Below are 20,705 nucleotides of genomic sequence, written 5' to 3' on the forward strand. Positions count from 1 at the left end.
GTTCCCGCAGCAACCCGCTTCTCTCTTACATGGGTACCATCATGTTCAATCGCGCAACCAGCACCGTTGAAAACGTCGATCCGGAACTCTGGGCGGCCATCACGAATGAAAACCGACGCCAGGAAGATCACATCGAGCTGATCGCGTCGGAGAACTACACGAGCCCGGCCGTGATGGCCGCGCAAGGCTCGCAGCTCACCAACAAGTACGCGGAAGGCTATCCGGGCAAGCGCTATTACGGCGGTTGCGAATATGTCGACGTGGTGGAGCAGCTCGCGATCGATCGCGTGAAGGAGCTTTTCGGCGCCGAAGCCGCGAACGTGCAGCCGAACTCCGGCTCGCAGGCCAATCAGGGCGTGTTCTTCGCGATGCTCAAGCCCGGCGACACCATCATGGGCCTGAGCCTCGCGCACGGCGGCCACCTTACGCACGGCTCGCCGGTCAACATGTCGGGCAAGTGGTTCAACGTCGTGAGCTACGGTCTCAACGAAGCCGAAGACATCGACTACGAAGCGGCCGAGCAACTCGCGAATGAACACAAGCCGAAGCTGATCGTCGCGGGCGCGTCGGCGTTTGCGCTGAAGATCGATTTCGAGCGTCTTTCGAAGATCGCGAAGAGCGTCGGCGCGTATCTGATGGTCGACATGGCGCACTATGCCGGCCTGATCGCGGCGGGCGTGTATCCCAATCCGGTGCCGCACGCCGATTTCGTCACGACGACCACGCACAAGAGCCTGCGCGGCCCGCGCGGCGGCGTCATTCTGATGAAGGCCGAGTTCGAGAAGCAGATCAACTCGGCCATTTTCCCGGGCATTCAAGGCGGTCCGCTGATGCACGTGATCGCCGCGAAGGCCGTCGCGTTCAAGGAAGCGCTGTCGCCGGAGTTCAAGGAATATCAGCAGCGCGTGGTCGACAACGCGCGCGTGCTGGCCGAAACGCTCGTGAAGCGCGGTCTGCGTATCGTCTCGGGCCGCACGGAAAGCCATGTGATGCTTGTCGATCTGCGCGCAAAGAAGATCACCGGCAAGGCAGCGGAAGCCGCGCTCGGCGCCGCGCACATCACGGTCAACAAGAACGCCATTCCGAACGATCCGGAGAAGCCGTTCGTCACGAGCGGCGTGCGCCTCGGCTCGCCCGCAATGACCACGCGCGGCTTCGGCACGAAGGAAGCGGAGATCGTCGGCAACCTGATCGCCGATGTGCTCGAAAGCCCGGAAGACGCGGGCAACCTCGAACGCGTTCGTCAGCAGGTCGCGGAATTGACCAAGCGCTTCCCCGTGTACGGCTGATCTGAACCGGTTATAGGCGTGATCGGCGGGCTTCGCTGTCTTCGTGCAGCGAAGCCCGCTTTCGCTTGACATCGACGTCTAGTTTATTGGATACTCCGTCCACTATGCTAGATACCGACAAGCCTTCCGCTGAAGCCGACATCAACCAGCGCATCGCGGATCGCGTGCGCGAGTTGCGTGCCGCGCGCGGCTACACGCTGGACGCGCTCGCGGCGCGCTGCGGCGTGAGCCGCTCGATGATCTCGATGATCGAGCGCGGCGCGGCCAGCCCGACCGCCGTCGTGCTCGACAAGCTCGCGGCGGGCCTGGGCGTATCGCTCGCGAGCCTTTTCGGCGGGGAAGCGGAAGGCGCGCCCGCGCAACCGCTCGCGCGGCGCCGCCAGCAATTGAAATGGCGCGATCCCGAATCCGGCTATACGCGCCGCAATCTATCGCCTGCGGGCTGGCCGTCGCCGTTTCAGCTCGTCGAAGTGGACTTTCCGCCGGGCGCGCGCGTCGCGTATGAAACCGGCGGACGCGAATCGAACATGCACCAGCAAGTCTGGGTGATGAGCGGACGCATCGACATCGTGATCGGCGACGAGCTTCACGCGCTTCAGCAAGGCGACTGCCTCGCGATGCGCCTCGACCGCCCGCTCATCTTCAGCAACCCGGCTTCGAAAGCGGCGCGCTACATTCTCGCCATCGGCGACGCGTCCGCCAACTGATTCATCTTCAGCCTGAACGGATATCGAATGAACACCACCGATCCGCACGACGACGTGCGCCTCATCGATTGCAACGAGGCCGAACACGCGCCGGCCATCCTCGACATACTGAACGAAGCCATCGTCAACTCGACCGCGCTGTACGACTACGTGCCGCGCCCAGCCGAAGCCATGTCGACGTGGTTCGCCGCGAAACGCGCGGGCGGCTTTCCGGTTGTCGGCGCCGTCGATGCGTCGGGCAAGCTCATGGGCTTTGCGAGCTGGGGCACGTTCCGCGCGTTTCCCGCCTACAAGTACACCGTGGAGCACAGCGTCTATGTGCATCGCGATTGCCGTGGCCTCGGGCTCGGCGAGCGGCTGCTGCGCGAACTGATCCGGCGCGCGCGCGAAGCACAAGTGCATGTGCTCGTCGGCTGCGTCGATGCGACGAATGCGGGCAGCATCCGCCTGCATACGCGGCTCGGCTTCACGCATTCGGGAACGATCACCGAAGCCGGGTTCAAATTCGGCCGCTGGCTGGATGCGGCGTTCTATCAGCTCAAGCTCGAAACGCCCGTCGCGCCGGTCGACGGCTGACGCATAACATCAAGTAATGGAACGCGGAAAATAAAGCGCGTTGACGGTGTTTATGGGCGATCCAATACTTCGCTCATCGCCAACGCACTCTTTTTCGCGCCATGAATTCCGTCGACAGAATTTTTGCTCCCGCGGTCGATCTCGACGATCGCCTCGCCGATGCCGCCACCTGGGAACATGGCGGCAAGCTATGGCCGAGCGGCGAGCAACAGACGCTGACGTGCTGCCGCGTCGTCGACGAAACGCACGATATCAAGAGCTTCGAATTCCGCACCGCCGACGGCCTGCCCGTGCGGTTCGAACCGGGCCAGTTCATGACGGTGTCGGCGAAGGTGCAAGGGCAATCGGTCGAGCGTTGCTACACGATCTCCTCCGCACCGACGCGCCCGTTTTTGCTCTCGATAACGGTGAAGCGCGTGCCGGGCGGAACGATGTCCAACTGGCTGCACGACAACATGAAGCCCGGCAGCGAACTGCGTGCATACGGTCCTTCCGGCGCTTTCACGCCGAGCGTCGCGCCCGCGACGAAATCGCTGTTTCTGTCGGCGGGATCGGGCGTCACGCCGCTCATGTCGATGACGCGCGCGAGCATCGACCTTGGGCTGGATCGCGACATCGTGTTCATCCACAGCGCGCGTACGCCTGCGGATATCGTGTTCCGCGATGAACTCGCGCGATTCGCGAAGCTTTCGCCGGGCCTGCGCGTGTTCTTCGTGTGCGAAGGCATCGGCGACGAGACGCAGTGGCAAGGTCCGATCGGCCGTCTCAGCCTGCAATTGCTGTCGCAATGGGCGCCCGACTATCTGGAGCGCGAGGTCTTCACGTGCGGCCCGGCCGGCTACATGAGCGCGGTGCGGACGTTGCTTCGCGAAGGCGGTCACGATCCGGCGCGCTATCACCAGGAAAGCTTCGATATCGGTGCGGGCGTCGCGCCCGCGCCTTCGCCGAACGAAGCCGGCGTTGCGCAGGAAACCTTCACCGTGAAGCTGTCGCGCTCGTCGAAATCGTTCACGATGAACGCATCGCAAACGGTGCTGTCGGCGGCGAAGAAGGCGGGCGTCGCGGTGGCGTCATCGTGCAGTCAGGGCATATGCGGGACGTGCAAGACCAAGGTGCTCGAAGGCACCGTCGACATGAATCACAACGGCGGCATTCGCGAAAGGGAAGTCCAGAAGGGATTTCGCCTGTTGTGCTGCAGCCGTCCGACTTCGGACCTCGTACTGGAACTGTGAGGAGACGCGCACATGGCGGTCGAAGACCCGGTGCGGACGATGCGCGATGTCAGAACCTATCGGCTCGCGCGCGTGCTTGCGCAATTGAAGCGACACGAATGTCCCGCGATCCTGCTGTACGACCCCGTCAATATCCGCTATGCGACGGACACGTCCAACATGCAGATATGGACCGCGCGCAATCCGTCGCGCTACATCATGGTGTTCGCGGATGGCCGCATCGTCGCGTGGGAGTTTCATAGCTGCGAGCACGTTTGGGACGGCATCGAGTTGAACGTCGAAATGCGCGGCGCGGTGAGCTGGATTTATTTCAGCGCGGGCCACGAAGCGGAAAGCCGCGCCGAAGTGTGGGCGAACGAAATCGTCGATGTGTTTCGCGCGCACGCGCGCGGCGACAGCCGGCTCGCGGTCGACCGGCTCGATCCGATCGGCTCGGCGCTGCTCGTCAATCGCGGCCTTACCTTGCTCGACGGTCAGGCGATGATGGAAGACGCCCGCGCGATCAAGTCGGCGGGCGAGCTCGTGCTGATCGGCGAATCGCTGCGCGCGTGCGAGGCCGGTATCGAACGGATGCGTCGCGAGCTTCGGCCCGGCATGACCGAGCAGGAGCTATGGGCGCATCTTCACTTCGAGAACATCCGTCACGGCGGCGAATGGATCGAGACGCGACTGCTCGCGTCCGGCGAGCGCACCAATCCGTGGATGCGCGAATGTTCGTCGCGCGTGCTGCAAAACGGCGAACTGCTTGCCTTCGATACCGACATGGTCGGCCCGCACGGCTACTGCTCCGACATTTCGCGCACCTGGACGGTGGGCGACACGCGTCCATCCGACGAGCAACGCAAGCTGTACGAACTGGCTTATTCTCAGGTGCATTTCAACATGGACCTGCTGCGTCCGGGCATGACCTATCGCGAGTTCTCCGAGAAGGCGTGGAAGATTCCCGCGCCGTACGTGAAGAACCGGTATAGCTGCATCGCGCATGGCATCGGCATGGTCGATGAAGCGCCGGCCATCGCGCATCAGGTCGATTGGGACAGCGCGGGCTATGACGGCGTCTTCGAAACGGGGATGACGCTGTGCATCGAAAGCTATATCGGCGCGGAAGGCGGATGTCAGGGCGTGAAACTGGAGGAACAAGTGGTGCTTACGGAGCACGGCTGCGTGCCGCTCACGGCATGCAGCTTCGAGACCGACTGGTTGTGACGGAGAGCGCTTCATGAATCGTCGTGCGCAGAACGTGGCGGCTTACATCGCCATCGCGGAGAAGCTGTTTCAATCGGAGAAGCTGCCGGAAGCGGGACGTCGCATCGCGGCGCGCGTGTTCGAGCGATTGCGGACGCCATCCGACGATGGCGCGCGGCATCGCACGCGCTATCCCGCATGCGAATGGCTCGACGCGACGCTCGCGCCTTTCATCGACGATGACACCGGCTTCGGCACCGCCGCGCGCGCGATCAAGGCGCTCGAACCCGATCTCGGCTGGTCGCGCCGATCATCGGGCGTGAACGGTAGCGACGGCTATATCGATGCACACGTGCACGGCATGATCTGCGGTCCCGGCGGCGCGGAGAGCCGTTATGACGTGCAATTGGGCTTTTCGCTGATGCTGCCGCATACGCGTTATCCGGATCACAGTCATCCGCCCGAGGAAGCTTATGTGCTGTTCACGCCGGGCGAGTTTCGGCAGAACGGCGGAGAATGGCGCGATCCGGGCATCGGCGGCGGGATTCATAACGTGCGGAATAATCCGCACGCGATGCGGTCGGGTGATGTGCCGTTTTTCGCGATCTGGTGTCTGTTGACGAGGGAGGGGGATTAGGCGGCTTTCGAAGCCCCGCCCAGCGGGGCTTCGCTCACCTCACTTCCCCGGCGTCAACACAACCCTGAACCGCGCCTTGCCGCTCATCATCCGTTCATACGCCTCGCCCGCGCGCGACAGCGGATATTCCTCGATCATCGGCTTCACGCCCGACAGCGCGCTGAACGCGAGCGTTTCCTGCGAGTCCGCCGCCGTGCCCGACGGCCAGCCCTGCACCGAGTTGCGCCCCATGATGAACTGCGTGATCGGCACCTCGACCGGCTCTTCCGATATCCCGACCATGATGAGCTTGCCGTTCAGCCCCAGCCCGCCGATGGTCGCGCTCATCGCCTTGCCGCTCGTCGCCGTCGCGAGTATCACGCGCGCGCCGCCGAGCGCCTTGAGCGCGTCGGCCACGTTCTGCGATTCGCTGTCGATGTAATGATGCGCGCCGAGTTGCTTCGCGAGCGGCGCCTTGTCCTGTCCGCGCGCGATGGCCACCGTCTGGAAGCCCATCTTGCGCGCGAACTGCACGCCCAGATGACCGAGCCCGCCGATGCCGAGCACCGCGACCACATCGCCCGCTCGCGCGCCGCTGTTGCGCAGCGCATTGAACGTGGTGATGCCCGCGCAAAGAAGCGGCGCGGCATCGACGTCGGAGAGATCGTCGGGCATACGCGCGAGCGCTTCCTGCGGCGCCACCATGTATTCCGCGTAGCCGCCGTCATAGCTGATGCCCGGCACCAGCGCGCGCTGGCAAAGCACGAAGTCGCCGTGCCGGCAATGCTCGCAATGGCCGCAATGCCCGCCGTGCCAGCCCACGCCGACGCGCTGACCCTTTTCCCATCCTTCGACGTCCGCGCCGAGCTTCTCGATCACGCCTGCGATCTCGTGTCCCGGCACGCGCGGAAACTGCAGACCCGGCCAGAGTCCTTCGACGGTCAGCGAATCGCTGTGGCAGATCCCGCACGCCTGCACCTTGATGAGCACGTGTCCGGCGGGCGGTTCCGGCACATCGCGCTCGACGACTTCCAGCGGACCATTCGCTTTCGTTACCTGCACTGCCTGCATCGTTGGCATCGCTTGCTCCTTGTCATGGAGAAACACGCGCGGCGCACCTCGCGCGCCGCAATCCGATGAGACGGCCCGGTCAATCGCACTCCCGAGCGCATCGTCGAGAAACGTCGGAGATTGCGATTGTGACAGGGTTCCGCCCGATGCATCGGCCGCGCGTCCATGCGCGAGCTGACCGCGATGCGCCGCCTTTACGCCGAACGCAGCGGACGGAAGCCCGCGCGAACTTCATCCGTGAAGGCTTGCGGCTGCTCCCATGCCGCGAAATGCCCGCCTTTCGCCAGACGGTTATAGTGGATCAGCTTCGGATACGCCTTCTCCGTCCAGCTTTGCGGCGCGGCATAGATCTCGTCCGGAAAAACGCTCACCGCCACCGGAATCGCAACATGCTTCGGCGCGAAGAAGTTGAGCTTGTTTTCCCAGTACAGCCGCGCCGATGAAACGCCCGTGTTCGTCAGCCAATAAAGCGTGATGTTGTCGAGGATGTCGTCGCGCGTGAGACCCTCCGCCTGTCCGTCGAACACACGCGCGATAAGCGCCTGGCTCGCCGCGTCGTGATCGATCATCCATGCCGCGAGACCGATCGGCGAATCCTCGATGCCATACAGCGTCTGCGGCCGATTCGCCATTTCCTGCGCGTAGCCGAGGCCGTGTTTGTAGAAGTAATCGAGTTGATCGAACGCGTGCTTTTCATCGCCGGCCAAACCCGCGGGCGCGGGATTGCCGTACTTCAGCGCGTTGGCGATATCGTCCGGCACCGTCGCCGGCATGTTCGTGTGCATGCCGATCAGTTCCGGCGGCGCGATAAGCGCCATCTGCTCGGTCACCGCGTTGCCCCAGTCGCCGCCCTGCGCGACATAGCGCGTGTAGCCGAGCCGCTGCATCAGCGCGATCCATGCGCGCGCGATGCGCTGCGGGTCCCAGCCGGTCGTCGCCGGCTTGCCGGAAAATCCGTAGCCGGGCAGCGACGGAATCACGACATCGAACGCATCCGATGCATTGCCGCCATGCGCGGTCGGATTCGTCAGCGGATCGATGATCTTCAGTTGCTCGATGATCGAGCCGGGCCAGCCGTGCGTGACGATCATCGGCAACGCGTTCGCATGTTTCGAGCGAACGTTGATGAAGTGGATGTCGAGTCCGTCGATCTCGGTGACGAAGTTCGGCACCGCGTTGATCCGCGCTTCGACCTTGCGCCAGTCGTAAGCGGTCGACCAATGGCGCGCGAGTTCCTGCATCGTCGCGAGTTGCACGCCTTGCGAGGCATCGGCGACGGTTTCGCGTTCGGGCCAGCGCGTCGACTGCACGCGCCGCTTCAGATCGGCGAGTTGCGCATCCGTTGCGTGGACGCGAAGCGGGCGAATCGCGGTCTTGTCGCCGCTCTTCACTTGCACGATGTCCGCCGTGCTCTGGATCGAATCGGCGAATGCGACGCGGCTCAATGCGCTCGCCGCGATGCTCGCCGCCGCGACGCCGATGAAATGACGGCGCGAAGCCGTCCGGAGAGGAAGATCGTTCGACATGACAAGCTCCTGAATGCGTGTGCGAGGAGGAGCGATGTTTGCCGCAACGAATCAGAATCACTGAACCGCACTTGCAGGCCGCCGTTCGGCAAGCCTGGGATCGTCACCGCCTCGATGCGCCGCGAAGGGTTTTCGCAGCAGGTGACGCGATTATGTGCATGTGCACACTCGACGTAAATGCAGCCCGGGTTACAACAGAATTGTCGGGCGGGAAAGAGTCCCGCCCGACATCGCTTATGAATCACCGCGCCACATTCGACGCCACACGCGCACCGTTCTGTCTGCGCCGATAACTCGTATCGCGCGATGCAAGCCAGTAATAAACCGGCGACGTCAGCAGCAATCCGACGATCCACGACAGATCCGCGCCGTTGAGATACTTGGGCACCGCGCCCGCATACATCGGCGTGTTCATGAACGGAATCTGCACGACGATACCGATCGCATAAGCGATCAACGCCTGCGGATTGAATCGTCCATAGATGCCGCCGTCTACCTGAAAGATCGACTGGATGTCGTACTTGCCTTTGTGGATCACATAGAAGTCGATGAGATTGATCGCGGTCCACGGCACCAGCACGACGAGCAGCGCAAGCACGAGATCGACGAGATTCGCGACGAAGTTCGTCGATGCGCCGATCGCGCCATAGCAGCACGCGACGAGAATCGCGACCGACAACACGGCGCGCGCTTTCGCCGTCGGAATCCAGCGATACGCGAACGTCTGCAATGACGTGATCACCGCGAGCACCGCGCCATACAGGTTCAACGCGTTGTGGCTGATGACGCTCAACAGGAACAACACGAGCATCGGCAGGCCGAGCGGTCCGGTGGCGAGCTTCACGGCATCCATCGCGTCGGCGCCGGGCGGCACCGCGAGCACCGCGACCGCGCCGAACACGAAGGCGAGCGTCGAGCCGATCGTGCAGCCGAGATACGTCGCCCAGAACGTCGACGAGACGCGCACGGTCGCCGGCAAATAGCGCGAATAGTCGGACACGTAAGGCGCGAACGCGATCTGCCACAGCGCGGAAAGCGATACGGTCGCGAGCCAGCCGGCGAAGTTGAAGCCGCCGCGCGTGAGGAAATCGTCCGTCGAGACATGCGTGAGGATGTAGCCGAAGCCCACGCAAATGCCGATGCCGAGGACCCACGTCCCGATGCGGTTCAGGATATGAATGAACTTGTATCCGATGATGCCGATCAGTCCCGATCCCAGCGCGCCGATCACGATGCCCACGGGCACCGACACCGACGTCTCGATGCCATGCAGCGACTTCCCCGCGAGCACGATGTTCGACGCGAAGAAGCCCACGTACATCACGCCCGCGATGACGGTCACGAGCAACGCGCCCCACGATCCGAACTGCGCGCGGCTCTGGATCATCTGCGGAATGCCCATTTGCGGCCCTTGCGCGGAATGCAACGCCATCAGCACGCCGCCGACCGCCTGTCCGACGACGATCGCAACGATGCCCCACAGCAGGTTCAGATGAAAGATCTGCACGCCGAGCGCGCCCGTCACGATCGGCAAGGGCGCGATATTGCCGCCGAACCATAGCGTGAACAGGTCGCGCACTTTGCCGTGACGATCCTCGGGCGGCACATAGCCGATGGTGTGCTTCTCGATCAACGGAGAAGCGTTGCGTGATGCACTAGTCAAAGTTGTCTCCAGTTTGTGCGCGGCAAAGCGATGCCCTGACGCGCATCGCGCCCGTATCGCCTGCGGCGTGTGAGAAATCAGGCTGTGGTCGAAAGATGATCGGCGAGGCGTATCAGCATCGCGTCGCAATCGTGGAGTTGTTCGAGGGTTACGTACTCATCGGGCTTGTGTCCCTGATCCATGCTGCCGGGACCGCATACGACAGTCGGAATGCCTGCCTGATCGAAGAGTCCGCCTTCCGTGCCGAACGCCACCGTGCCGAATTCCGACGATCCGCTCAAGAGCGCGACGAGACGCGCCGCTTCGCTTTCGGGCGATGTCGCGAGTCCGGGATACGCGGATAGCGCTTCGAGGCGAATGTCCGTCTCGGGTTCAATGGCGCGCATCTTCGGCAGCAGTTCGGCTTGTGCGTACGCCTGCAAATCCCTGGCGACCGTGCTCGCTTCGAAGCCGGGAAGCGCGCGCACTTCGAAATCGAACTCGCATTCCGCCGGCACGATGTTGAGCGCACGACCGCCCTTGATGACGCCCGTCTGCACGGTCGAATACGGCGGATCGAAGCGCTCGTCGTGATGCTCGGGCTGCGCCAGCCGTTCGCCGATTTCTTCAAGCCGATTGATGAGGCGCGCTGCATATTGAATCGCGTTCACGCCATACGGCGCATAGGCGGAATGACAAGGCGCGCCTTTCACCTGACAACGCATCGCGAGCTTGCCCTTGTGACCGAGCACCGGCTTCAACGATGTCGGCTCGCCGATCAGACACAGAACGGGCTTGTGCGCGCGCTTCTCCAGTTGCGCGAGCATCGGCCGCACGCCGAGGCATCCGACTTCCTCGTCGTATGAAAACGCCAGATGCACGGGCAATCTCAGTTCGCGCTCGATCAACATCGGCACGGCGGCCAGCACCGACGCGAGAAAGCCCTTCATGTCGGCTGTGCCGCGGCCATAGAGCCGTCCATCATTTTCCGTGAGACGGAATGGATCGACGGTCCACGGCTGGCCATCGACCGGCACGACATCCGTATGCCCCGAGAGCACGATGCCGCCGCGATCGCGCGGTCCGATCGTCGCGAACAGATTCGCCTTCGTGCGCTCCGCGTTGTAGAACAGCTCGCTTTCGATGTCGAACTGCGCGAGGTAATCGCGAACGAACTCGATCAGCGCGAGATTCGAATCGCGGCTGACGGTCGCGAAACTAATCAGCTTGTCGAGCAGATCGCGGCTCGTCGTGTCACTCATCGCCCGGCACTCCGTAGCTCGGCGCAGCGGTCGGGTTCAATGCGCGGGTCACGTAGTCCTGCATCTGCGGCTCGTACGCATGCCACAGGTCATCGAGCTTGCCGATGGGATCGTCATCGGCCCAGTCGACGCGCAGATCGACGAGCGGCCAGCTTTGCTCGCCCGCGATCTTCAGCGCAGCCGAATGCACCGGCCCCGCTTCGCCGCCCGCCGCGATCGCCGCATGCATCGCGGCAAGCAGACGATCCGCAAGCTGGCCCGATGCGTTCTCGAATGCGGGAATCATCGCTTCGATGACATGCACGCCCGCGAGCATGTTGCCCGCCGCGACGCATTGCCTGCCCGCGACCGCGTGATACGTGCCGAGCGCTTGCTTGCCGCTGAAGAACGCGGTGTGGCCTTGCGCATCGACGACCGTCACCTGCCGATACTCGCTCCATTCGTTCGCGCTCAACGCGCGTTCGAGTGCGGCGTTCGCATCGAGCTTGGCGCTTTCGATGTAATCGAGAATTTGCGGACCGAGCGCGGGCAGCGTGACGTTCTGCGTCGCGACGACGCCCACGCCCGCGCGCACCCACGGACAGCGCGCGCCCACCGCGATGCTCGACGAACTGATCGCGATGCCGAGCTGCCCGGTCTCTTCACATCGTCCGACGATCGAGAATGTCATGCGCGCTCCTGAGGCGGCGTCCATCCATCGGGGATGACGGCGATCACGTCGATCTCCATCAGCCATTCGGGTTGTCCGAGCGCGACGACGGTAAGGCCCGTCGAAATCGGAAACACGCCCTTCAGCCATTTGCCGACTTCGCGATACACCGGCTCGCGAAAGCGCACATCGGTGAGATAAGTCGTCGTCTTGACGATATGCGAGAGATCGCTGCCCGCTTCTTCGAGCAACTGCTTCACGTTCTTCATCGCCTGCTCGGCCTGCGCGCGCGGATCGCCGAGACCGACGAGATTGCCGTCGAAGTCCGTGCCGATCTGACCGCGCACATAAACGGTATTGCCCGCGCGAACGGCCTGGCAGAGATCGTTATCGAGGGTCTGATTCGGGTACGTATCCTTCGTGTTGAACATGCGGATACGGGTATGCGTAGGTTGGCTCATCGAATGCACCTTGATTCCGGATAGTTTCTGATCAGTTGACGCCCATCTCGCTGACCTTGTGGACGCGCGATGCATCGGCCACGCCTTCTTCGCGCTTCGTCTCGACAGCACGTTGCGGCGCGTCGTAATAAGCGAGGTATTTGCGCTGCGTGACGATGTGATCGGCGATATGTTTCGCGTCGTGCCACACGCCCCAGATGAACGCGGAGCCGCGCCGCGAAAGCCACGGCAAGCCGAGAAAATAGATGCCCGGTTCTTTGGCGACGCCACGTTGATGTTTCGGCTTGCCTTTGTCATCGAATGCATCGACTTGCAGCCAGTTGAAATCGACGGCATAACCGGTCGCCCAGATGATCGACGTAACACCCGCTTGCGCGAGATCGAGTTCGAGAAGCGGATGCGTCATGCATTCCGGGTCGGCGGGAATATGGCGCGCTTCGGGCTCCTCGGGCAGATCGAGGCCGTTGCGTTGCGCATAGGCATCGGCGGCATCGAGCAATGACAAATAGTTCTCGTCGCCGCGACGGATGTTATCCGCGAGATCGGCTTCGAAGCTCACGCGCGTATCGTCGAACGATTTCGTCAGACCGACGAGCGTGATGCCCTGATGCGCGAGGCGCCTGAAGTCCACCGTATGGCCGCCGCGCGCGCCGCTCACGGCAATGGTCACATGCTCGCGGCCCGGCTTCATCACTTCCGCGTCCCATTCGCCGAGCACGCCGAGCCACCAGCAGAAATCGCGTCCGCGATATCCGCGCGGCGGACGATCGTGCGCGCCGACCGACAGATACACGCGCCGGCCCGCGCGCTGCAATTCATCGGCGATCTGCACGCCCGACGATCCCGCGCCCACGACGAGCACGCCGCCTTCGGGCAGTTGCTGCGGATTGCGATAGTCGGCGGAATGGATCTGCGTGAGCTTTGCGGACGACGGCGCGATCGGCGGAATCACGGGGCGCTGAAACGGACCCGTCGCGACGACCACGCGATTCGCTTCGATGGTTCCGTCGGATGTATCGACGGTAAAGCCCGGCCGCCCCGCATTGCGCACGACCTTCTTCACTTCGACGCCGGTGCGAATGGGCGCATCGAATTTCTTCGCGTACTCGACGAAGTATTCCGCGACCTGATCTTTCGATGCGAAACCATCGGGGTCGAAATCCGCGAACTCGAGATTAGGGAAACGATCGTGCCATGCGGGACCATTGGCGACGAGCGAATCCCACCTGCCCGTGCGCCAGCGTTCGGCGATGCGATCGCGTTCGAGCACAAGATGCGGCACGCCGAGCTTGCTCAGGTGTTCGCTCATCGCGACGCCAGCCTGGCCCGCGCCGACCACGAGCGTGTCGATAGACGTTGTTTCCACTGTCATGGCTATGTCCTTCTGAAAGGCCGTTGTATCCGTGATGTCTTCGTGAAAATCTACGCGTCCCGGTCGAATCCGAAAAATATATTTAAAAAATGCACGGCATCGGATTTGGCTATGCAATGAATTTTGAGCACTTCACAATGCGGCTCATCGAAGCTCCATTTCCGGAATGTCATCGATGGAAAGCCATCCCTTGCGCTATTCGCTGCGGCAATTGCGCTACTTCGTGGTCGCTGCCGAAGCCTTGTCCTTCACCGCCGCCGCGAAAAAACTGCATATTTCGCAGCCGTCGATATCGACCGCCCTCGCCGATCTCGAAGCATCGTTCGGCGTGCAGCTATTCATTCGCCATCATGCGAGCGGTCTGTCGCTCACGCAGGCCGGCCGCGATCTGCTCGGGCAAGCGCGCAATCTGCTGAAGATCGCGGAAGAACTGCAAATGGCCGCGAAAGAAATGGATGGCGGCATGACCGGCTCCATCGCGCTCGGCTGTCTCGTGTCGCTCGCACCGCCTTTGATGCCGGGACTCATCAGCCGCTTCACGGCAGGGCACGCGGGCATTTCGTTTCGCACGGTCGAAGCGCATCAGGACGGCTTGTTGCGCGGCCTGCATGACGGTTCGCTCGATATCGCCCTCACCTATAGTCTGGACTTGACCGAGGACATCGCGTTCACGCCGCTGCTTTCGTTGCCGCCTTATGCGATCTTGCCGAAGACGCATCGGCTTGCGCGAGCGCGCAAGGTATCGCTCGCCGATTTGCAATCGGAGCCTTACGTGATGCTCGATCTGCCGCATAGCCGCGAGTATTTCGCCGCGCTCTTCGATGCGGTCGGCAGCCGTCCCGTGCCCGCGTTCCGGTCATCGCAACCGGAAGTCGTGCGCGGCATGGTGGCGAACGGCCTCGGCTATAGCATCCTCAACTTTCCGCTGAAGTCGAATCGCACGGTGGATGGCGAGGACTTCGTGATTAAGCGCTTCAAGGACAACGTCAACGCGACTACGTTAGGCATCGCGCAATCTCGCACGATGCGTCCGCGGCAAGTGGTGCATCGCTTCTCGTCGTTCTGCGAGAACTATATTAGGCGACTGCATATCGACACGTGAAGTTATCGGCGCTGCATAGATAAAAGCTTTGCTTTGTATCCGAAAACAATATTTTGGCTGGCAATTTGGCTTGATAGATTGATGTCCATGTCGAGCGCAATGCGGTCAAAGCCCGCGCCAGCGCGCTCTCACGAGTCGAGACAAGGAGGGCTTCATGATCGCAGTGGACACGCTCATCGACCAGTTACGGTCGAATTGCGAACGACCATTCAGCGATGCGCACGCCATGCCGCCTGGCGTCTATACATCGCCCGACTTCCTGTCACTCGAAGAGCGCGAGATCTTCGCGCATGAATGGCAATGCGTCGGCCGCGCGAGCGCGTTGAAGGAACCCGGCGATTACCTGACGGCGCAGATCGGCGCGCAGCCGATCGTCGTATTGCGCGACGAGCAGATGCAGCTCAAGGCGATGTCGAATGTGTGCCTGCATCGCATGTCGGTGCTGCTCGAAGGGCGCGGCAACAAGCGGCGCATCGTGTGCCCGTATCACGCGTGGAGTTATGGACTCGACGGCGAATTGAAGGGCGCGCCGCTCATGGACCGGCAAGAAGGCTTCTGCAAGGAAAGTTATAGGCTGCCCGCCGTGCGCTGCGAGGAATGGCAAGGCTGGATCTATGTGACGCTCGATGAAAGCGCGCCGCCCGTCGCAACGCAGCTAGCCGAACTGAGCGAATTGATCGGCGCGTATGGCATGACGGACTACATCGAAACTTTCTATGAAGAGCATGTGTGGGATACCAACTGGAAGATCCTCGCCGAAAACTTCATGGAAAGTTATCACTTGCCAATGCTGCATCGCGCGACCGTAGGGCCGCATTCGAAGCTCGAAGAGATGGAATGTCCACCGGGTTATCCCGCGTTCAACTATCACTGGATCACGAAGGAAGCGAGCTTGCCCATTGGCAATGCTCATCCGGATAACACGCGTTTAACGGGTCATTGGCGCAAGACGACCGCACTGCTCGCGATCTATCCGACGCATCTCGTCACGCTTACGCCCGGCTATTTCTGGTATCTCGTGTTGCAGCCGCGCGGCGTCGGGCAAGTGCATATCCGCTTCGGCGGCGGTCTCGCGCCTGAATTCATCGCCGACGCGGAAGCGAACGCGCATATGTCGACATTGAAGAAGCTGCTCGACGAAGTGAACGCGGAAGACAGGCGCGGCGTGGAAGCGGTGTTTCGCGGCGTGCATGCGCCGCTCGCGAAGCCCGGAAATCTGAGCCACCTTGAACGGCCCAATTTCGACTTTGCGCGCTATATCGCGACGAAGCTCGCACAGCACTGAAAGACAGGACACGAACACGATGTCAGCCCCTTCCTTCATCTCCTTCTCCGGCGTGAGCAAATCGTATGACGGCGCCCATTACGTCGTGGAGGATTTGAACCTCGACGTGCGCAAGGGAGAATTTCTTTCGCTGCTCGGTCCGTCCGGCTCGGGTAAAACGACGACGCTGATGATGCTCGCGGGCTTCGAAACGCCGACGCAAGGCGAGATTCGTCTCGATGGCAGGCGTCTCGACGACAAGCCGCCGCATCAGCGCGACATCGGCATGGTCTTTCAGAACTACGCGCTCTTTCCGCATCTGACGATCGCGGAGAACGTCGCCTTTCCGCTTTCCGTGCGACGCGTGAGCCGCGCCGAGCAGAAGACGCGCGTGAAGCGCGCGCTGGAGATGATCGAGTTGCCCCATCTCGCGAGCCGGCGACCCTCACAGCTTTCCGGCGGGCAGCAGCAGCGCGTCGCGCTCGCACGCGCGCTCGTGTTCGAACCGAGCGTCGTGCTGATGGACGAGCCGCTCGGCGCACTCGACAAGCGCCTGCGCGAAACGATGCAATACGAAATCATGCGGCTGCACCGCGAGCTTTCGCTGACGATCGTCTACGTGACGCACGATCAGGCCGAAGCGCTGACGATGTCGGACCGGGTCGCCGTCTTTTCCGATGGCCGCATCCAGCAGGCCGCGACGCCGAGCGAGCTTTACGAGAACGCGCAGAACGCGTTCGTTGCGAACTTCGTCGGCGAGAACAACGGGCTCACGGGGCGCGTCGTCAGTGCGAACGGCGAATGGGCGACGCTGGCGCTATCGGACGGCAGCGTCATTCGCGGACGCTGCGAGCACGGCCTGCGCGCCGGCGATGAAGCGATGCTCGCGCTGCGCCCCGAACGCGCGCACATTCCCGGCACGGAAGACGCGCACGCGGACGAGCACAGCAACGTCGTGCGCGCACGCGTCGAGGAGCTCGTGTACTGCGGCGATCATCATCGCGTGCATCTGAAGCTCGGCTCGCGCGATTCCATCGTCGTCAAAGTGCCCAATACCCAGCGTCACGCATTGCCCTGCGCAGGCAGCACGATCGATATCGCGTGGCGTCACGACGACTGCAAGATTCTCGCGATGATGGCGCCAAAAAACGCGCCCGCGATTGCCCCGAGCACACCGCCCTCACCTTCTCTCATCCCGACCGCACCCGCAGGAGCCAACTGACATGCGCAATCACATCAAAGCACAATGCGCCGCACTCGCAGTATTTGCGTTTGCAACTATCTCGACACAGGCGGCGGAGACACTCTCCGTCGTGACGTTCGGCGGCGCGTTCGAAGCCGCCGCCAAGAAAGCCTGGTTCGAACCGTTCACGCAGGCAACGGGCGTGAACTTCTCGACCGAATCGTATGACGGCGGCCTCGCCAAGCTCTCCGCGATGGAGCAGGCGAAGAACACGACGTGGGATCTCATCGATCTGGAAACCAACGACGCGATCACCGCATGCGATGAAGGCCTGCTGCAGAAGTTCGACAAGAAGATGCTCGGCAAGACGAGCGACTTCATCCCCGGCTCGATCAGCGATTGCGCGGTTGCGAGCATGGTGTGGTCCACGGTCTATGCCTACGACGCGAGCAAGCTGAAGACCGCGCCGACCACTGTCAACGACTTCTTCGATTTGCAGAAATACCCCGGCAAGCGCGGCCTGCGCAAGTCGCCGAAGGTGTCGATGGAATGGGCGCTGATCGCCGATGGCGTCGACCCGAAAGATGTCTACAAGGTGCTCGGCACGCCCGCCGGCGTCGATCGCGCGTTCAAGAAGCTCGACACGATCAAGAAGAACATCGTGTGGTGGGAATCGGGCGCGCAGGCGCCGCAACTGCTCGCCGATGGCGCGGTCGTGATGGTGCAGGCCTACAACGGCCGCATCGACGACGCCGCGAAGAAAGACAACAAGCCGTTCAAGGCCGTGTGGGACGCGCAAGTCTACGACTTCGAGTGGTGGGCTATTCCGACGGGCGCGAAGCACGCCGATACCGCGGCGAAGTTCATCGTGTCGCAAGCGCAGCCGAAGGCATCGGCGGATCTCTCGAAGTACATCGCGTATGCGCCGCCGCGTAAGGATGCGGTCGCGCTCGTCGACAAGCAGCGACTCGCCGACATGCCGACCGCGCCGGATAACTTCAAGCGCGCGGTGCAGATCAACGCGAACTTTTGGGCCGACAACGCAGATCAGATCAACAAGCGCTTCCAGGTCTGGCTCACGCAATAACGCTGTTCATGGATGAGAGTAACGACATGCCTGCATCGATTCACGCGCACGCCGCCGGTTCTCCGACGAGAGCCGATGGCCGCGCCTCGTATCAAAGAGCGCGCCGCCGCGCATCGGTGCAGGCGTTGTTGCTTGCCTTGCCGCTGATCGTGTTTTTGCTGTCGACGTTCATCGCGCCAATCGCGATGCTGCTTGCGCGCAGTGTCGAGAACAAGGAGGTGCCGGACAGCATGCCGGCGCTCACTCGTGCTCTCGATGCCTGGGACGGCCGCGGCGTGCCCGATGAACATCTGTTCGCGCTGCTCGCCTCGGGCCTGAAGGATGCGCAACAGAACGGGCAACTCGGCACCGTCGCGCGCAGGCTCAACTTCGCGCAGCCCGAGTTTCGCAGCTTGCTGATGCGGACCGCGCGCAGCGTGCGCGAGGAGACGCCGCCCGCGTGGAAGCCGGTTTTGATCGACATGGATGAACGTTGGAATTCGCCGGAGATCTGGCGTCTGTTGAAACGCGCGGCCACGTCGCCGACGCCGGACTATCTGCTTGCCGCCGTCGATGCGCAAGTGACGCCGCAAGGCAACGTCGCGTTCGTGGCGGATAACTCGTCGGTGTATCGACAGGCGTTTCTGCGCACGATATCGATCAGCGCGTCCGTCACGCTGCTGTGCCTCGTGCTCGGTTATCCGGTCGCATGGCTGCTCGCGAATCTGCCGACGCAAAGCAGCAACCGCCTGATGCTTTTCGTGATCGTGCCGTTCTGGACGTCGCTGCTCGTACGCACGACTGCGTGGTATGTGTTGCTGCAGCCGGGCGGTGTCATCAATGGCCTCTTGATGGGACTCGGTCTCGCGACGCATCCGCTGCCGCTCATCTTCAATCGCACGGGCGTGTTGATCGGCATGACGCATGTGTTGCTGCCGTACATGATTCTGGCGATCTTCTCGGTGATGAAAGGCGTGTCGCCGGTCTATCTGCGCGCGGCGCAATCGCTCGGCGCGCATCCGTTCACCGCGTTCGTGCGCGTGTACATACCGCAGACGTTGCCGGGTGTCGGCGCGGGATGCTTTCTCGTTTTCGTGCTCGCGCTCGGCTACTACATCACGCCCGCGCTGCTCGGCGGCGCGGGCGATGAAATGATCAGCCAGCTCATCGCGCTGCAGACGAATACGCAGCTCAATTGGGGGCTTGCGGGCGCGCTCTCGGCGTACCTCGTGATCTTCACCGCGATCTTCTATTTCCTGTTCAACCGCATCGTCGGCATCGACCGGTTGCGCTTCGGTTAAGGGGCCATTCTTCCATGACGGAATCACGCAACCGGGTGCTGACCGAACGCATCGCTTCCCGATGGGTGCGCGTGCATACCGCGCTCGTGCTGTTCTTTCTCGTCGCGCCGATTCTCGCGATCATCCCTTTGTCGTTCAATTCGGGATCCTACTTTTCTTATCCGTTGCAGGGGTTTTCGTTGCGCTGGTATGAGCAGGCGCTCACGAGTCCCGACTGGCAGCGCTCGCTTTTGAACAGCATCGGCATTGGTGCGGCGTCGACGTTGATCGCGACGTGTCTCGGCACGCTTGCAGCGCTCGGCCTTTCGCGTTCGCAGTTTCCGCTGCGCTCGGTCATCATGCCGATCATCATTTCGCCGATGATCGTGCCGATTGTCGTTGTCGCGGCCGGCTTCTATCTGATCTTTGCGCCGCTCGGGCTCGTCAACTCTTATCCCGGTGTGATCTTCGCGCATGCGGCGCTTGGCACGCCCTTTGTCGTGATTACCGTGACGGCGTCGTTGTTGTCCTTCGATCAAAGTCTCTTGCGTGCTGCGTCGGGGCTCGGGGCGACGCCGTGGATCGCCTTCCGGCGCGTGACCTTGCCGCTCATTACGCCGGCTGTGGCTACCGGCAGCGTGTTCGCGTTTGCTACTTCGTTCGATGAAGTTATCGTCATTCTCTTTATCGGCGGGCCGGATCAGCGAACCGTGCCGCGGCAGATGTGGAGCGGTATTCGCGATTCCATCGATCCTTCCATTCTTGCTGTTGCTACGATGCTGATCGTGTTTGCTGTTCTGCTCTTTGCCAGCATCAATTGGTTGCGGGGGCGGGCTAGTCGGGCTCTTGTTTGAAGTTTGAATCGCCCTCTGTTCGCCGTGCTTTCGCTTTCGCCGGATCCCGCTTTCGCGTCGGTCTATTGGCACTGCCCCTGTGCGGGGCGGCACTCACTTTCTTTGCTGCTGCAAAGAAAGTAAGCAAAGAAAGCAGCTACTGATGCCCGCGGTCACACGCAATTTGGGTAGTTCTCTCGTCCTAGGCGGCACTCGCCTAAAGAGTGCCCTCATAGGCCCAACCGGGCTTGGCTCGCGCACGGTCTGCCACATCGCACCACATAACAAATGGGTTCAGCACCAAATAGCTCCGGCCCGCTTCGCGGCCGACCGGTCAATCGGGTCCGCGCGTGCTTCTCTACTAACGTCTCCATCTCACTGCAATCGCC

At 62.3% G+C, this 20,705-nt stretch carries 19 protein-coding genes; 12 read left to right on the plus strand and 7 right to left on the minus strand.

The genetic code is table 11. The annotated features are described in order from the left end of the window. The first annotated feature begins 41 nt into the window (after positions 1–41). The 6 genes from glyA (at position 42) to QCE58_RS17520 (ending at position 5,626) form a co-directional block, all read left to right on the plus strand. Positions 42–1,289, plus strand: a complete 1,248-nt coding sequence (gene glyA, locus QCE58_RS17495) for a serine hydroxymethyltransferase (protein WP_250441646.1) — start codon at positions 42–44, stop codon at positions 1,287–1,289. A gap of 104 nt (positions 1,290–1,393) precedes the next feature. Continuing rightward, positions 1,394–1,996, plus strand: coding sequence for a helix-turn-helix domain-containing protein (locus QCE58_RS17500; protein WP_250522425.1), 603 nt, complete (start codon positions 1,394–1,396; stop codon positions 1,994–1,996). A 27-nt stretch (positions 1,997–2,023) separates the two neighbouring features. Beyond that, complete coding sequence (locus QCE58_RS17505; protein ID WP_250437559.1) at positions 2,024–2,572, plus strand: GNAT family N-acetyltransferase; 549 nt, start codon at positions 2,024–2,026, stop codon at positions 2,570–2,572. A 101-nt stretch (positions 2,573–2,673) separates the two neighbouring features. Continuing rightward, positions 2,674–3,804: a hybrid-cluster NAD(P)-dependent oxidoreductase gene (locus tag QCE58_RS17510; protein WP_250522424.1), complete on the plus strand. Its 1,131-nt coding sequence runs from the start codon at positions 2,674–2,676 to the stop codon at positions 3,802–3,804. Between the two features lie 12 nt (positions 3,805–3,816). Continuing rightward, positions 3,817–5,010, plus strand: coding sequence for a Xaa-Pro peptidase family protein (locus tag QCE58_RS17515; RefSeq protein WP_250437557.1), 1,194 nt, complete (start codon positions 3,817–3,819; stop codon positions 5,008–5,010). A 13-nt stretch (positions 5,011–5,023) separates the two neighbouring features. Then, positions 5,024–5,626 (plus strand): dimethylsulfoniopropionate lyase, encoded by a 603-nt coding sequence (locus tag QCE58_RS17520; protein ID WP_250522423.1) that lies wholly within the window; start codon positions 5,024–5,026, stop codon positions 5,624–5,626. Between the two features lie 39 nt (positions 5,627–5,665). Here the strand turns inward: QCE58_RS17520 and QCE58_RS17525 are convergent, their stop codons facing one another. From QCE58_RS17525 to QCE58_RS17555, 7 genes are all read right to left on the minus strand, one after another. After that, on the minus strand, positions 5,666–6,685 hold the full coding sequence (locus QCE58_RS17525) for an alcohol dehydrogenase (protein ID WP_008346234.1): 1,020 nt from the start codon (positions 6,683–6,685) through the stop codon (positions 5,666–5,668). A 185-nt stretch (positions 6,686–6,870) separates the two neighbouring features. Then, positions 6,871–8,202 carry an epoxide hydrolase family protein gene (locus QCE58_RS17530; RefSeq protein WP_250522422.1) on the minus strand — a complete coding sequence of 444 codons (1,332 nt, stop codon included), beginning with the start codon at positions 8,200–8,202 and terminating at the stop codon, positions 6,871–6,873. Between the two features lie 241 nt (positions 8,203–8,443). Beyond that, the gene (locus tag QCE58_RS17535; protein WP_309779950.1) at positions 8,444–9,865 is read right to left on the minus strand and encodes a cytosine permease; all 1,422 of its coding nucleotides are present in this window, start codon (positions 9,863–9,865) and stop codon (positions 8,444–8,446) included. A 77-nt stretch (positions 9,866–9,942) separates the two neighbouring features. Continuing rightward, complete coding sequence (argE, locus tag QCE58_RS17540) at positions 9,943–11,106, minus strand: acetylornithine deacetylase (RefSeq protein ID WP_250522420.1); 1,164 nt, start codon at positions 11,104–11,106, stop codon at positions 9,943–9,945. Continuing rightward, complete coding sequence (locus tag QCE58_RS17545; protein ID WP_008346226.1) at positions 11,099–11,776, minus strand: DUF1028 domain-containing protein; 678 nt, start codon at positions 11,774–11,776, stop codon at positions 11,099–11,101. The genes argE and QCE58_RS17545 overlap by 8 nt, the downstream gene beginning before the upstream one ends. Beyond that, a complete protein-coding gene (locus tag QCE58_RS17550) occupies positions 11,773–12,216 on the minus strand; it encodes a RidA family protein (protein WP_008346225.1) in 444 nt (147 codons plus the stop codon). Before QCE58_RS17550 ends, QCE58_RS17545 begins: the two co-directional genes overlap by 4 nt. A gap of 31 nt (positions 12,217–12,247) precedes the next feature. Further along, positions 12,248–13,588 carry an NAD(P)/FAD-dependent oxidoreductase gene (locus QCE58_RS17555; protein ID WP_250522419.1) on the minus strand — a complete coding sequence of 447 codons (1,341 nt, stop codon included), beginning with the start codon at positions 13,586–13,588 and terminating at the stop codon, positions 12,248–12,250. A 175-nt stretch (positions 13,589–13,763) separates the two neighbouring features. On the opposite strand from QCE58_RS17555, the gene QCE58_RS17560 reads away from it, so the two are divergent. From QCE58_RS17560 to QCE58_RS17585, 6 genes are all read left to right on the plus strand, one after another. Next, positions 13,764–14,690 (plus strand): LysR family transcriptional regulator, encoded by a 927-nt coding sequence (locus tag QCE58_RS17560; RefSeq protein WP_008346221.1) that lies wholly within the window; start codon positions 13,764–13,766, stop codon positions 14,688–14,690. Positions 14,691–14,844: 154 nt separating this feature from the next. Next, positions 14,845–15,975 carry an aromatic ring-hydroxylating dioxygenase subunit alpha gene (locus tag QCE58_RS17565; RefSeq protein ID WP_250507891.1) on the plus strand — a complete coding sequence of 377 codons (1,131 nt, stop codon included), beginning with the start codon at positions 14,845–14,847 and terminating at the stop codon, positions 15,973–15,975. A 19-nt stretch (positions 15,976–15,994) separates the two neighbouring features. Continuing rightward, positions 15,995–17,176 carry an ABC transporter ATP-binding protein gene (locus QCE58_RS17570; protein WP_250441638.1) on the plus strand — a complete coding sequence of 394 codons (1,182 nt, stop codon included), beginning with the start codon at positions 15,995–15,997 and terminating at the stop codon, positions 17,174–17,176. Between the two features lies 1 nt (position 17,177). Beyond that, entirely contained in the window at positions 17,178–18,224 is a 1,047-nt protein-coding gene (locus tag QCE58_RS17575) for an ABC transporter substrate-binding protein (RefSeq protein WP_250441637.1), read from the plus strand. Between the two features lie 26 nt (positions 18,225–18,250). Beyond that, the gene (locus QCE58_RS17580; protein ID WP_175980279.1) at positions 18,251–19,504 is read left to right on the plus strand and encodes an ABC transporter permease; all 1,254 of its coding nucleotides are present in this window, start codon (positions 18,251–18,253) and stop codon (positions 19,502–19,504) included. A gap of 14 nt (positions 19,505–19,518) precedes the next feature. After that, positions 19,519–20,337 carry an ABC transporter permease gene (locus tag QCE58_RS17585; RefSeq protein ID WP_008346213.1) on the plus strand — a complete coding sequence of 273 codons (819 nt, stop codon included), beginning with the start codon at positions 19,519–19,521 and terminating at the stop codon, positions 20,335–20,337. Positions 20,338–20,705: the final 368 nt, after the last annotated feature.

The sequence above is a fragment of the Caballeronia sp. LZ028 genome (genome assembly GCF_031451415.1).
Classification (GTDB): domain Bacteria; phylum Pseudomonadota; class Gammaproteobacteria; order Burkholderiales; family Burkholderiaceae; genus Caballeronia; species Caballeronia zhejiangensis.

What these genes read in the sequence shown, in the direction of transcription:
- QCE58_RS17520 (WP_250522423.1), top strand. Translation starts at nt 5,024, where the DNA reads ATGAATCGTCGTGCGCAGAACGTGGCGGCTTACATCGCCATCGCGGAG.
- QCE58_RS17525 (WP_008346234.1), bottom strand. Translation starts at nt 6,685, where the DNA reads ATGCCAACGATGCAGGCAGTGCAGGTAACGAAAGCGAATGGTCCGCTG.
- QCE58_RS17555 (WP_250522419.1), bottom strand. Translation starts at nt 13,588, where the DNA reads ATGACAGTGGAAACAACGTCTATCGACACGCTCGTGGTCGGCGCGGGC.
- QCE58_RS17505 (WP_250437559.1), top strand. Translation starts at nt 2,024, where the DNA reads ATGAACACCACCGATCCGCACGACGACGTGCGCCTCATCGATTGCAAC.
- QCE58_RS17515 (WP_250437557.1), top strand. Translation starts at nt 3,817, where the DNA reads ATGGCGGTCGAAGACCCGGTGCGGACGATGCGCGATGTCAGAACCTAT.
- QCE58_RS17575 (WP_250441637.1), top strand. Translation starts at nt 17,178, where the DNA reads ATGCGCAATCACATCAAAGCACAATGCGCCGCACTCGCAGTATTTGCG.
- QCE58_RS17510 (WP_250522424.1), top strand. Translation starts at nt 2,674, where the DNA reads ATGAATTCCGTCGACAGAATTTTTGCTCCCGCGGTCGATCTCGACGAT.
- QCE58_RS17570 (WP_250441638.1), top strand. Translation starts at nt 15,995, where the DNA reads ATGTCAGCCCCTTCCTTCATCTCCTTCTCCGGCGTGAGCAAATCGTAT.
- QCE58_RS17565 (WP_250507891.1), top strand. Translation starts at nt 14,845, where the DNA reads ATGATCGCAGTGGACACGCTCATCGACCAGTTACGGTCGAATTGCGAA.
- glyA (WP_250441646.1), top strand. Translation starts at nt 42, where the DNA reads ATGTTCAATCGCGCAACCAGCACCGTTGAAAACGTCGATCCGGAACTC.
- QCE58_RS17530 (WP_250522422.1), bottom strand. Translation starts at nt 8,202, where the DNA reads ATGTCGAACGATCTTCCTCTCCGGACGGCTTCGCGCCGTCATTTCATC.
- QCE58_RS17585 (WP_008346213.1), top strand. Translation starts at nt 19,519, where the DNA reads ATGACGGAATCACGCAACCGGGTGCTGACCGAACGCATCGCTTCCCGA.
- QCE58_RS17560 (WP_008346221.1), top strand. Translation starts at nt 13,764, where the DNA reads ATGGAAAGCCATCCCTTGCGCTATTCGCTGCGGCAATTGCGCTACTTC.
- QCE58_RS17580 (WP_175980279.1), top strand. Translation starts at nt 18,251, where the DNA reads ATGCCTGCATCGATTCACGCGCACGCCGCCGGTTCTCCGACGAGAGCC.
- QCE58_RS17545 (WP_008346226.1), bottom strand. Translation starts at nt 11,776, where the DNA reads ATGACATTCTCGATCGTCGGACGATGTGAAGAGACCGGGCAGCTCGGC.
- QCE58_RS17550 (WP_008346225.1), bottom strand. Translation starts at nt 12,216, where the DNA reads ATGAGCCAACCTACGCATACCCGTATCCGCATGTTCAACACGAAGGAT.
- QCE58_RS17500 (WP_250522425.1), top strand. Translation starts at nt 1,394, where the DNA reads ATGCTAGATACCGACAAGCCTTCCGCTGAAGCCGACATCAACCAGCGC.
- argE (WP_250522420.1), bottom strand. Translation starts at nt 11,106, where the DNA reads ATGAGTGACACGACGAGCCGCGATCTGCTCGACAAGCTGATTAGTTTC.